The organism is Oscillibacter sp., assembly GCF_032018205.1.
Taxonomy (GTDB): Bacteria; Bacillota; Clostridia; order Oscillospirales; family Oscillospiraceae; genus Oscillibacter.
Map to the genome: position 1 here is coordinate 16,171 of NZ_DALZOY010000024.1, position 11,288 is coordinate 27,458.

Genomic DNA, 11,288 nt, shown 5'->3' on the forward strand with positions numbered 1-11,288 from the left:
CGAAACGCGCCCAATCGGCGCGCTCTTACCGGGACCGGCGGAACCTGTTTAAAATTCGTGCCGCGCTCAGGCGTTTTTGCGGTAAAGGAAGTTGCCCACCAGCATAAACACCGCGTAAACCACCAGATAGTAAAACACCTTAACGCCATAGCCCGCAAAAGCGGCATACACCATAAAGCCGCAGCCGCCCAGCCCCAAAGCCGGCATGACAAAGCGCTTGAACGCGCCCAGCGTCCGCTCCTTGCGCATAAACTGGATAAACATGGCAATATACATGCCGTACAGCGTGATAATGGGCAGCTCGGAAGAATCGAAGGAGAACGGCCCGAACCAGCCCGCCGTCAGGTTTGCCCCGTAGAAATACAGCAGCCAGAAGGCCGCGAACAGCAGAGAGAGAATCGCGGAGTTGTTGGGCATGTTGGTCACCGGGTCCACCTGTCGGAACATCTCGGGCTTGGGGCCCTGTCCCCGGGCGGCCAGCGCGTAGAAGCAGCGGCAGTTGGCCAGCATCAGCCCGTTCAGCGTTCCAAGGCAGGAAATCACAATCAGCACGAACACCACGGTACCCGCAGCTTCGCCAAACACCCGCTGATAAGCCATCTTTGCAGCAGCCTGTCCGCTGGCCATCAGTTCTTCCGTGGTCACCGCGCCGTTGAGGCCGATGTAATACAGGATATAGGTAATCACTACCACGAAGGACCCCAGAACCAGCGCCCGGGGAAGATTTCTCTTAGCATCCTTCAATTCCGCGTTGATGGAGGTGGCCAGCACCCAGCCCTCATACGCAAACGCCACCGCCACGGTGGCTTTCATCAATCCCTCGCCGGAGGAAACAGTGGCTGCGGAAACGGTGGCAAAGTTCTGGGCCATCTGCCCGTTGACAAGACCCACGATGACGCCCACCACGCCCATCAGCAGCAGAGGGACCATTTTAATGACAGTGGTGGAAACCTGAAACTTTCCCGCGATGCGGGGAGAGAGAGCGTTAAGCGCATAGTCCGCGCACAGGAAGAAGCAAGCCAGCACCAGACAGGACCCGCCGGTGATATCCCAGCCCACCAGCACGGAAAAATAACGGGCAGAAACCCACGCCAGCACACTGGTGAGGGCGGGGGTATAGATGGTGCCCATAAACCAGCCCATCAGATAGGCATACCGCTTCCCCACCGTCGCCTCGGCATAGTCCACCACACCGTTGACCTTTTCATACCGGGTGGCCATCGTTGCAAACACGTAGGAGCACACAATCATAATTGCGCCCACAATCAGCCACGCCAGAATTCCCAAAGGCATGTTGCCGCCGGTCTGCACCAGCACCGCCTCCGCCTTAAAGAACACGCCGGAGCCGATGACGATTCCCACCACCATGCAGATGGCCGTGGGCAGGCCGTACTTTTTTTCTAATCCGTTTTCCATGTTTTCCTCCGTCTATTCGCTTTAAAGTGTTGAATTTGAACAATTTAACTTATTTAGCATAGCAGACTATTGTATATTTCGCAAGATGCTTTTTTTATTTACCATCTTTTTTTAAAATTCGTTTCCCCGCCATTCTTTTACATAGTCCCCCGAAAAAGGCAAAAGCCAAGGCCCCGGGAAATTCACTCCCCGGGGCCCTGCCCAGCGCCGCCCATAGGCGGCGGGCTATGTTTGAAAAATACGGGCTAAATTTTCCCGTCTAAAGTCTGTTCAACAAAGCCTTCCCGGCTTTTTAGTTCATCTGGCGGCGGCGGCTCAGATTCTGTGTGCCGTCCTGCATGTTGTTCAGCTCTTCCAGACTTTTGCCGGTGCCAAGGGCCACACAGGAGATGGCGTCCTCCGCCACCATGGTGTGGATGCCTGTCCGGGCGGCCACCAGCTTGTCAAACCCGGAAACAAGACTGCCGCCGCCGGTCATGACGATGCCGTTGGTGGAAATGTCCGCCACCAGCTCCGGGGGCGTGCGCTCCAAAACAGAGTGGATGGCCTCCATAATGCGCTCCACCGGCTCTTCAAAGGCGTCCATCATCTCCGTGGAGCTGACGGTGATCACCTTAGGCAGGCCCGTCAGCAGACACCGGCCCTTCACGTCCAGGGTCTCCTCCTCGTCCTTGGGGAAAACGCAGCCGATTTTAATTTTCATGTCCTCAGCGGTCCGCTCGCCCACCAGCAGGTTGTGCTTGCGGCGCATATACTTCACCACAGCTTCGTTGAGCTGGTCGCCCGCCACCTTGATGGACGCGGACTCCACCACGCCGCTGAGGGAAATTACCGCGATGTCGGCGGTGCCGCCGCCGATGTCCACCACCATATGCCCGTCGGGCTTGGCAATGTCGATGCCGGCGCCGATGGCGGCCGCCACCGGCTCCTCAATGAGATAAACCTTCCGCGCGCCCGCCTGAATGCCCGCGTCGATCACGGCGCGCTCCTCAACCTCCGTGATACCGGAGGGAATGCAGATAATCACTCTGGGCTTAAAAAAGGAGAAACCCGCCACCTTCCGAATGAACTCGCGGAGCATCCGCTCCGTCATGTCATAGTCGGAGATCACTCCCTCGCGCAGAGGGCGGATGGCGATGATGTTGCCGGGGGTACGGCCCAACATGGCCTGCGCGTCCGACCCAACCTGAAGCAGCTTCCCCGTATTTTTATCCAGCGCCACCACGCTGGGCTCGTTCAGCACAATTCCCTTGCCCTTAACGTATACCAAAACCGAAGCGGTACCGAGATCGATACCGATATCCCTTGCCATGGCCATGCCTCCACCTCATGCACTTTCCGCAGTATTCTCTGCCATTCTTTTGAAAATTATGAGAAGCGGCTTTCGCCGCACACAATCATACGGGTACATTATATCGGCGAAGATGGCAGATTGCAAGTACATTCTGTAAATTATGAAAATTTCCAGCCCTTTTTCGCCTGATTTCCCACCGACCCTTTTTCAGGCCGGGTAAGGGCCGCCGTTACGCAGACCACGCTCACCGCACCGGCGTCCTTCAGCGTACGGATGCACTCCGTCAGTGTCGCGCCTGTGGTGCAGATGTCGTCGACAAGCAAAATCCGTCGCCCCGCCGACCGCGCAGGAAATGGGACGGAATACATCCCCAACACATTGGCTCGCCGGGCACCGGAATCCGTCAGGCCCGACTGGGCCGGATTGTCTCCGTTTTTCTCCAAAAGCCGCTCTGGGCTGATCTCCCACACCCGGCAGACAGCCTCCGCCAGCAACCGGGCCTGGTCATAGCCCCGCTCCCGCAGACGCTTCGGCCCTACCGGAACCCACGTCACGATGTCAAATCCCCCCGAAAACCGCTCCGCCGCGCAGCGGGCGATCAGCGTACCCAGCGGCCCGGCCAGATGTGATTCCCCGTGAAACTTCAGACGCAACAGGCTCTCTCTCACCGCGCCTTCATAAAAAAGCGGCGCGGCGCAGACAAGACCGCCTGCGCCCTTGTGCAGTCCCGTCCCCTCCTCCGTCCATGGCAAGGCTTTTTCGCAGGCTTCGCAAACCCCCGCGCGGTTCACAACGCGGCGGCAGAAGGGGCATTTGGGCGGAAACAGCAAATCCAGCACCGCGCCCAGCACGTTCATCTTACCCTCCGTCTCCGAGGATACGGAGTGGGCTCGTCCGTCAGCCCCACCAGATAGTCCAGACTGACGGCATAATACTCCGCCAGACGGACCGCCAGACCCAGCGGCAATTCCCGCTCTCCCCGCTCATATTTGGAATAGAGTGATTGATCGCATAAGAGGTATTCTGCAAGAACGCCTTGCGATAAGTCCTTATCTTCTCTTAAATCCCGGATTTTTAATTTCATTTTTATCACCAATGCGATTTTATAATTAGGACATATGGTACTTTTCTATTTTGGACTATTTGTCCTATTTTTTGCATTGCTTAGTAAAATATCTCTCCATCGTGCTGTTGCGTCCAATAAAACAACCTAGGAGCGACGCGTGAAATCGCGTCGCTCCTACAACAAAGTAAACCGCTCACCCAATCACATACCCCGCCGCCAGCAGCGCCAGTCCGCCGGCGATGCCCGCCTGAATGGCCTTGCCTACAATGCAGTTGCGGGTGGAAAGGCCGCTGTCCGCCAGCACCGCCAAGGTCTGGCACAGCACTGATACGCCCCCCCAGCCCGCCAAAAGCGACGCCAGAACAAACCCAGCCCGGTTGGCGGTGAGCCGGGGAATGACGGAAAACAACTCCACAAAGCCCACCGCCGCCGCGCCCGCAAGACCGGGCAGGCCCCGCAGAGGCCGGGCCAGCACATAAAACACCACGACAAAGGCGCAGATGCCCAAAATGGAGTCCAGCGCCCGGCGGACTGACTGCACCAAGGCCTGAGAAAACGGCACGGCACGGGCCGTAATCCGCCGCCGCGACCCACGCCTCCGCCCGGCTCCCCGGCGAAATAAAATTCCCGTCAGCAAAGCAGAGAGAATATGAATCAGCCACAGCCACACCCCCGTGCGGACGCTGCCAAATACCCCCACGCCCAAAACGCTGATGAGAAATGCCGGATTTGCCGTGTTGCAAAAGGCCAGCAGCCGCTCCGCCTCGTCGGTGCGCAGAAGCCCCTCCTGGTACAGCTCCGCCGTGGTTCTGGCCCCGATGGGATAGCCCCCCACAAGACCCAGCAGCAGTGCGGCCGCCCCTGCCCCGTCCACCCGGAACAAAGGCCACATCAGAAATTCCAGCCGGGGCGCCAGCACCTCGCCCACCCCAAGCATCACCAGCAAAGAGGTGGCGGCGAGAAAGAGGAATTGGGAGGGAATCACCGTCCCGGCGCACAGGGAAAGCGCCTCGCTCACACTTTGACGAACCCCCTCCGCGTCCGCCAGCAGCGCCGCCAGCCCCAGCGCTGCCATGAGACACAATACCGCCCTCTTTTTCAACCCACCGCCCCCTCGGGACACACTATGCACCACAAAGTTCGGTCATGCCTGCCATCGTATGGAAAAAGGCTTGCCCTCCGGCAAGTTTTCTTCATCTCGCTCATAGAGTTGAGTGAGGTGAGACGATGGAAAAGCGCAAGCGGCGGGACACGCCGCTGACGGAGCTGGCGGAGTTGTTCGACCTTCCTGGCGACGTAGTGGCGGGACTGTGCCATTTGGAGATGATCGGAGACCGGCGGCTGTTTGTGGAGCACCACAGCGGCATTTTGGCTTACAGTGACCAGAGCATCGACATAAATACCCCCTGCGGCATTCTGCGCATCTCCGGCCGATGCCTGACGCTGGAGGCCCTGACGGGGGAGGAATTGCGCATCGGCGGAGCGATAGAGCGGGTGGAATGGGTGAAAACAGATGCTTGACGAGCTGGTAAACCGCCTGCGGGGGCAGGTGCGGCTGCGGGTGGAAAGCTCCTTCCCGGAGCGGATTTTGAATCTCGCCGCCCAGCGAAGACTGGAGCTGTGGGACGTGCGCTGGGAAAGCCCAGACGCATTTCTCTGCGTGCTCTCCCGGCGGGATTTCGGGGTTTTGCGGCTGCTGGTCCGAAACCTTGACTGCACGCTTCACGTACAAAAGCGGGAGGGTGCGCCCTTTTTCGTGGGGAAGTTCCGCCGTCGGCAAGCGCTGGCGGCGGGGCTGGTCCTCTGCGCTCTGGGGCTGTTTTTCAGCAGCTTTTTCATCTGGGAGATTACGGTCGACGGCGCGGTAACAGTGCCAGAGGAGGAAATTCTGCGGGCGCTGGAGGAAAATGGCGTGGGCTTCGGCACCTTCGGCTTTTCCATAGACGGAGAAGACTTACGCAACCACATCCTTCTGGAACTCCCAGACCTGAGCTGGCTGACGGTCAACGTCTCCGGCTGCCGGGCCTATGTGCAGGTGCGGGAGCGAGTTGCCGCGCCGGAGCCGGTGGACCGCCGCGCCCCCTGCAACGTGACGGCCCGGCGGGACGGTCTTGTGCTGGAGGTTCACGCCTTTTTGGGGAAAAAGTGCGTCAGTGTCGGAGACACCGTGGAAAAGGACCAGCTTTTAATCTCCGGCATTGAGGATTTGGACACCTTCGGCGCCCGGATTACCACAGCGGCAGGCTCCATTACTGCCAGAACATGGTATCGGCTGGAAGCAAATTTCCCCCTGACGATATCAGAAAACAGCGCCGCCGGGAAGGAGGAGACTCGCCGGTCCCTGATTCTCGGAACCCGGCGGATAAAATTCTATGGAAACAGTAGCTATTTTGGGGCATTCTATGATAAAATGGTTACGCGGCAGCGAGTGTCTGTGTTCGGTCTGTCTCTGCCCGTGACGGTGGAAACAGAGATTTACCGCCCCTTCGAGCCCACGGTTCGGACCCGCTCGGCGCAGGAGACGGAGGCCGCGGGAGGAACAGCGCTCACCGCATATCTCGCCTCTTTGATGGGACAGGATGGTGAAATTCGCTCCACCCTCGTTTCCTCTCGGCAGACGGGCGATGTTCTGCGCGTCACGCTGACAGCGGAGTGTGTGGAGGAAATTGGCCGCACCGTGCCGCTGGAAGCGGCGGCGGAATAACCGGCCCTCCGGAGGCTTAAAGCCGCTTTTCAGGTCACTTTTTGGCATTTCTTTTCTTGTGCGCACCCTTTTCAGCATTTTTTCGGAACGCTTTTGGGGAATACTTTTCTTTCAAGACGCTTTTCTATATAATTTAGTTTACTGCCGTCCGGGGGACGACCGGTTTCCCCTGCGGGAAACCATTATTCAAATTCGGGCGGCGGGAACGCGCCGCCGCCCGGCAAACGGGAGTGGTCATATTTGGAACAGCGAATCAGCATCGAGCGGCTGGAGCAGGCGGTGAATATTTTCGGCTCCTTTGACGAAAACATCCGTCTGGTGGAACAGGAATTTTCAGTGGCCGTGGTGAACCGGGATGGGGAGCTGCGGGTAGACGGCGAGCCGGAGAACGTTCTGCTGGCCGTCAAGGCCGTGCAAGGACTTTTGACCCTATCCTCTCGGGGCGAGGCCATCGGAGAGCAAAACGTGCGGTACGTCATCTCTCTGGTCCGCTCCGGCAAGGAGGGGCAGATTGCGGAGCTGACCGGCGATGTGCTGTGCATCACCGCCAAGGGCCGCCCCGTGAAGCCCAAAACCATCGGCCAGAAGCAGTATCTCAAATCGGTGCTGAAAAACACCATAACCGTGGGCGTTGGACCGGCAGGCACCGGAAAGACCTATCTGGCGGTGGCCGCCGCCGTGGCGGCGTTCCGGGACAAGCAGGTCAACCGCATCATCCTCACCCGCCCCGCTGTGGAGGCCGGAGAGCGGCTGGGCTTTTTGCCCGGAGATTTGCAGAGCAAGGTGGACCCCTACCTCCGCCCACTGTACGACGCGCTGTTTGACATGCTGGGCGCGGAAACATACCAGAAATATCTGGAGCGGGGAAACATCGAGGTTGCTCCCCTTGCCTATATGCGGGGCCGGACACTGGACGACAGCTTCATCATTCTCGACGAGGCCCAGAACACCAGCCGGGAGCAGATGAAAATGTTTCTCACGCGGCTGGGCTTCGGCTCTAAAATCGTCATCACCGGCGACGTAACCCAGATTGACCTGCCCTCTGACAAGGTTTCTGGCTTGAAGGAAGCCATTCGGGTGCTGCAGGGCGTGGAGGGCATCGGCATCTGCCAGCTCACCAACGCGGACGTGGTTCGTCACGTCATGGTCCAGCGGATTGTGGAGGCCTATGAACGGGACGAGCTGGCCCGGCTGAAAAGCGCCGGGAGAAAGGCGAAACGGTCATGAGAAAAAGCCATTATATCCCCGTCACCGCGGACGTGCCGGGCGCTTCCAACGAAAAAACCTGCGCCCTTGTGCGCAAGGCGATTAAAACCGCCCTCCGAATGGAGGGCGTGACCCTGCCCTGCGAGGTGGACGTGCTTCTCACCGGGGACACGGGCATCCGCAAGATCAACATGGAGCAGCGGAAGGTACCCACCCCCACGGACGTTCTGAGTTTTCCGGAATTTGACTTTACACCCGGCGAGCCGCCTACAACTGAAACCGCCGGGGACCTTCTGGATTTTACCGGCCTGCTCCCTCTGGGTGACATGGTGATCTCTATGGAGCGGGCGGCGGCGCAGGCCAAGGAATACGGACATTCAAACCGGCGAGAGCTTGCGTATCTCGCGGTGCACTCCACGCTGCATCTGCTGGGCTATGACCATCTGGACGAGGGGCCGATGAAAGTGCAGATGCGGGCGCGGGAGGAAGAAATTATGAAGGAACTGGGTCTGGAAAGGTAGGCGAATTCTGTGGTTGGGAATTTTATTGGTCTTTGGATTGTATACCTTCTGTTTACCATTCTTGCTTATTGGGGCATGGGTGCGATAGGTGTTCCGGATGGAACACTTTGGAGCCTGGCAGCTCAAGCGGCCTTTTTCTCTCTAATGACCTGCATTTACATTAAGCTGACCGAGCTCCACTCTAAACAGAAGGACATAGAAAAAAAGCTGGACACGCTGCTTTCCCAGCAAAATCTCCCTGCGTCGGACAATCCGGGGACGAGCTTCCCTGACGCGCCGCAGGACTGACCGCCGGACCTACTTTTGCATACACTGTCCTGAGGTGATAGTATGGAACTCATTCAGGATGGCGTTCTCGCATTTCTGTCCGCAGTGGGGATAACGACCTGCGTCTGGCTGGTCGTCGGGGCGTTCCTCCCCGGCAGGTGCCGCAATCCGGAAGTGCGGCTGCTTCTCCCTCTGCAAGGCGACGCACCCACGCTGGAAGCCGACCTGCGGGAGCTGCTGCGCACCCGGCACACTCTGCCCTCGGCAAAAATTATGCTGGTGGACTGCGGGATAACCGAGGATGCACGGCAGACGGCGGAATACTTCTGCCACCTGCGCCGCAACGTGGAGCTGGTGGAGGCAAAGGATTTGCACTTTTTCTGAGCCGCCGCAATCACACTGGAGAAAAGGAAGACGAAACGGCATGGACGAACTCTGCTGCCTGGACGGCACGGTACATAGTCTCATTTTTCAAAATGCCGACAACGGCTATACCGTCCTGCGGCTGGTGACGGAGGAGGGGGAACTTTACACGGTGGTGGGCTGCATTCCCTGCGTGGCCCCCGGCGAACACCTGACGGTGAACGGCGTGTGGGAAACCCACCCCCAGCACGGAGAGCAGCTCAAGGCGCTGGAGCTGGAACGCCGCCTTCCCGAAGAGGTTGACGAGATTCTTAACTACCTCTCCTCCGGGATCTGTAAGGGCGTTGGCCCTGCCACCGCCCGGGCCATCGTGGACCGGTTTGGGGAAGAAACACTGGACATATTGGAGCGGGACCCAGGAAGGCTTACTTGTCTGCGTGGGATCACCGAAAAGAAGGCCCGGGAAATCGGCGAGGGCTTCCGTTTACAGATGGGCCTGCGGCGGCTGATGGCGTTTCTGGCACAGTACGGCCTTTCCCCCGCCCTTGCCATTTTACTGCGCAAGCTCCACGGAGACGGGGCGCTGGAGGCCGTGCGCTCCAACCCCTACATCCTCTCCGCCGACGAGTGCGGCGTGCCTTTCTCCGCCACGGACGAAATCGCCATGAGCCTTGGCATTGCCGCCGACAGCGACGCACGGCTTCAGGCGGCAGTGATTTTTGAGCTGAACCACAACGAGGGCAACGGCCACGTCTTTCTCCCCCGCAGCAAGCTGACCGCCGCCACGTCCCAGCTTTTAAACTGCGAAGCCGACCTTGCGGAAAAGGCAGTGGACGATCTCCGCGCCCGGGGCGCGGTGGTGCAGGAGCAGGTGGCAAACGTTTCCGCCTGCTACCTCCGCCGCCTGTGGGAGGCGGAGGTAGGCTCCTGCGCCCGTCTTCTGGCGCTTCTGTCCGCCGACGCGGACCGGGGCCGGAACCCGGACAAGGTGATTGCAGAAATCGAACAGGCTCAGGGGATTACCTATGCCCAGCAGCAGCGTCAGGCCGTGGCTTTGGCGGCGCAGACGGGCGTCCTCATCCTCACCGGCGGACCGGGCACAGGAAAAACCACCGCCGTGCGAGGCATCGTGTCCCTGTTTCAGCGGATGGGGCTGGATGTTCTGCTGGCGGCGCCCACCGGCCGCGCCGCCCAGCGGATGGGAGAGCTGTCCGGCGGACTGGAGGCCCAGACCATCCACCGACTGCTTGGAGTGACATGGAACGAAACCACCCGGGAGGCCGCCTTTGCCAAGTGCGAAAAAGAGCCGTTGGAAGCGGACGCGGTGATTTTGGACGAGATGAGCATGGTGGACGTGTCCCTCTTCGCGGCTCTGCTGCGGGCGCTGCGCCCCGGCACCCGGCTGGTGCTGGTAGGCGACGCGGACCAGCTTCCCTCCGTGGGGGCGGGGAACGTATTCTCCGACCTCATTCGCAGCAAACGGGTGGAGACAGTGTTTTTGCGGGAGGTTTTCCGTCAGGCGGAGCAGTCCGCCATCATCCGCAACGCCCACGCGGTGAATTTGGGTCAGCCGCCTCGGTTTGTTAATGATCAGAACGACTTTTTCTTCATGGTGCGCCGCAGCCCGGACCGGGCGGTGAGCACCGTGGTGGAGCTGTGCAAATCCCGCCTGCCGGAGAAGATGGGGGTCCCTGCGGACCAGATTCAGGTCCTCTCCCCCACCCGCAAGGGCGAGTGCGGCACGGAAAACCTGAACCGTCTGCTTCAGGCGGCGCTGAATCCCCCCGCGCCGGACAAGCGCCAGCGCCAGTGGGGGGAGCGGGTCTTTCGTGAAGGGGACCGCATCATGCAGACCCGGAACGACTACGACGTGATCTGGCAAAAAACCGACGGCAGCATGGGCACCGGCATTTTCAACGGCGACGTGGGCCGCGTGGCCCAGATCGACCCCGGCGGCGAGTGGCTGCGGGTGGTGTTTGACGACCGGGTGTGCACCTATGCCGCCGACCAGCTATCGGAGCTGGATTTGGCCTATGCCCAGACCGTCCACAAGGCGCAGGGCAGCGAATATCGGGCGGTGATTCTGGCGGCGATGCCCGCCGCCCCGGCGCTGATGGTGCGGGGTGTGCTGTACACGGCCCTGACCCGAGCGCGGGAGCTTTTGATTGTGGTGGGAGACGACTCTGCCGTGGCCGCCATGGCGGAAAACGACCGCCGTCAGCGGCGCTACTCCGGTTTGAAATGGCGGCTGTGCGGCGGGGACTGCCCGGCGGACTGACCCATTTATCCAAATATGGCAACCTGTCCGGCGGAGATATAAAAATCCCCGTCCTGCGTCTCCCGCGCCTCGCAGAGTTTCGCCCCCGGGACGGCGAAATAAAATGAAATCTATTTTTCCGGCGGCGTGTACGTCGGGAAAAACACTCTCGCAGAACGAACGCCTCACCGCCA

Annotated in this window: 12 protein-coding genes; 7 read left to right on the forward strand and 5 right to left on the reverse strand. The window is 59.8% G+C overall.

Annotated elements, in window-relative coordinates; translation table 11 throughout:
- Positions 1–66 precede the first annotated feature (66 nt).
- The 5 genes from RTU96_RS13965 to RTU96_RS13985 form a co-directional block, all read right to left on the reverse strand.
- Positions 67–1,416: an APC family permease gene (locus RTU96_RS13965; protein ID WP_312637259.1), complete on the reverse strand. Its 1,350-nt coding sequence runs from the start codon at positions 1,414–1,416 to the stop codon at positions 67–69.
- Between the two features lie 292 nt (positions 1,417–1,708).
- Positions 1,709–2,734, reverse strand: coding sequence for a rod shape-determining protein (locus RTU96_RS13970; protein WP_294856004.1), 1,026 nt, complete (start codon positions 2,732–2,734; stop codon positions 1,709–1,711).
- A gap of 134 nt (positions 2,735–2,868) precedes the next feature.
- Positions 2,869–3,567, reverse strand: a complete 699-nt coding sequence (locus tag RTU96_RS13975) for a double zinc ribbon domain-containing protein (protein ID WP_312637260.1) — start codon at positions 3,565–3,567, stop codon at positions 2,869–2,871.
- Positions 3,564–3,794: a helix-turn-helix transcriptional regulator gene (locus RTU96_RS13980; protein WP_312637261.1), complete on the reverse strand. Its 231-nt coding sequence runs from the start codon at positions 3,792–3,794 to the stop codon at positions 3,564–3,566. Before RTU96_RS13980 ends, RTU96_RS13975 begins: the two co-directional genes overlap by 4 nt.
- A 175-nt stretch (positions 3,795–3,969) precedes the next feature.
- Positions 3,970–4,878, reverse strand: a complete 909-nt coding sequence (locus RTU96_RS13985) for a sporulation protein (RefSeq protein ID WP_312637262.1) — start codon at positions 4,876–4,878, stop codon at positions 3,970–3,972.
- Positions 4,879–5,003: 125 nt separating this feature from the next.
- Between RTU96_RS13985 and RTU96_RS13990 the strand changes: the two genes are divergently transcribed.
- The 7 genes from RTU96_RS13990 to RTU96_RS14020 all read left to right on the forward strand — a co-directional run bounded on the left by RTU96_RS13990 (position 5,004) and on the right by RTU96_RS14020 (position 11,115).
- Positions 5,004–5,297 carry a YabP/YqfC family sporulation protein gene (locus tag RTU96_RS13990; protein ID WP_312637263.1) on the forward strand — a complete coding sequence of 98 codons (294 nt, stop codon included), beginning with the start codon at positions 5,004–5,006 and terminating at the stop codon, positions 5,295–5,297.
- Complete coding sequence (locus RTU96_RS13995) at positions 5,290–6,480, forward strand: sporulation protein YqfD (protein WP_312637264.1); 1,191 nt, start codon at positions 5,290–5,292, stop codon at positions 6,478–6,480. Before RTU96_RS13990 ends, RTU96_RS13995 begins: the two co-directional genes overlap by 8 nt.
- A gap of 240 nt (positions 6,481–6,720) precedes the next feature.
- Entirely contained in the window at positions 6,721–7,707 is a 987-nt protein-coding gene (locus RTU96_RS14000) for a PhoH family protein (protein WP_294856008.1), read from the forward strand.
- On the forward strand, positions 7,704–8,207 hold the full coding sequence (gene ybeY, locus RTU96_RS14005) for an rRNA maturation RNase YbeY (RefSeq protein ID WP_312637265.1): 504 nt from the start codon (positions 7,704–7,706) through the stop codon (positions 8,205–8,207). The genes RTU96_RS14000 and ybeY overlap by 4 nt, the downstream gene beginning before the upstream one ends.
- Before the next feature lie 144 nt (positions 8,208–8,351).
- Positions 8,352–8,495, forward strand: a complete 144-nt coding sequence (locus RTU96_RS14010; protein ID WP_312637266.1) for a hypothetical protein — start codon at positions 8,352–8,354, stop codon at positions 8,493–8,495.
- A 42-nt stretch (positions 8,496–8,537) separates the two neighbouring features.
- Positions 8,538–8,858 carry a hypothetical protein gene (locus RTU96_RS14015; RefSeq protein WP_293007664.1) on the forward strand — a complete coding sequence of 107 codons (321 nt, stop codon included), beginning with the start codon at positions 8,538–8,540 and terminating at the stop codon, positions 8,856–8,858.
- 40 nt (positions 8,859–8,898) lie between these two features.
- Positions 8,899–11,115, forward strand: a complete 2,217-nt coding sequence (locus RTU96_RS14020) for an ATP-dependent RecD-like DNA helicase (protein WP_312637267.1) — start codon at positions 8,899–8,901, stop codon at positions 11,113–11,115.
- Positions 11,116–11,288 lie beyond the last annotated feature (173 nt).

Excerpts from the sequence above, each read along its gene's own strand:
- RTU96_RS13980 (WP_312637261.1), bottom strand. The coding sequence starts at position 3,794 with ATGAAATTAAAAATCCGGGATTTAAGAGAAGATAAGGACTTATCGCAA.
- RTU96_RS14015 (WP_293007664.1), top strand. The coding sequence starts at position 8,538 with ATGGAACTCATTCAGGATGGCGTTCTCGCATTTCTGTCCGCAGTGGGG.
- RTU96_RS14020 (WP_312637267.1), top strand. The coding sequence starts at position 8,899 with ATGGACGAACTCTGCTGCCTGGACGGCACGGTACATAGTCTCATTTTT.
- RTU96_RS13970 (WP_294856004.1), bottom strand. The coding sequence starts at position 2,734 with ATGGCCATGGCAAGGGATATCGGTATCGATCTCGGTACCGCTTCGGTT.
- RTU96_RS13965 (WP_312637259.1), bottom strand. The coding sequence starts at position 1,416 with ATGGAAAACGGATTAGAAAAAAAGTACGGCCTGCCCACGGCCATCTGC.
- RTU96_RS13995 (WP_312637264.1), top strand. The coding sequence starts at position 5,290 with ATGCTTGACGAGCTGGTAAACCGCCTGCGGGGGCAGGTGCGGCTGCGG.
- RTU96_RS13990 (WP_312637263.1), top strand. The coding sequence starts at position 5,004 with ATGGAAAAGCGCAAGCGGCGGGACACGCCGCTGACGGAGCTGGCGGAG.
- RTU96_RS14010 (WP_312637266.1), top strand. The coding sequence starts at position 8,352 with ATGACCTGCATTTACATTAAGCTGACCGAGCTCCACTCTAAACAGAAG.
- RTU96_RS13975 (WP_312637260.1), bottom strand. The coding sequence starts at position 3,567 with ATGAACGTGCTGGGCGCGGTGCTGGATTTGCTGTTTCCGCCCAAATGC.
- ybeY (WP_312637265.1), top strand. The coding sequence starts at position 7,704 with ATGAGAAAAAGCCATTATATCCCCGTCACCGCGGACGTGCCGGGCGCT.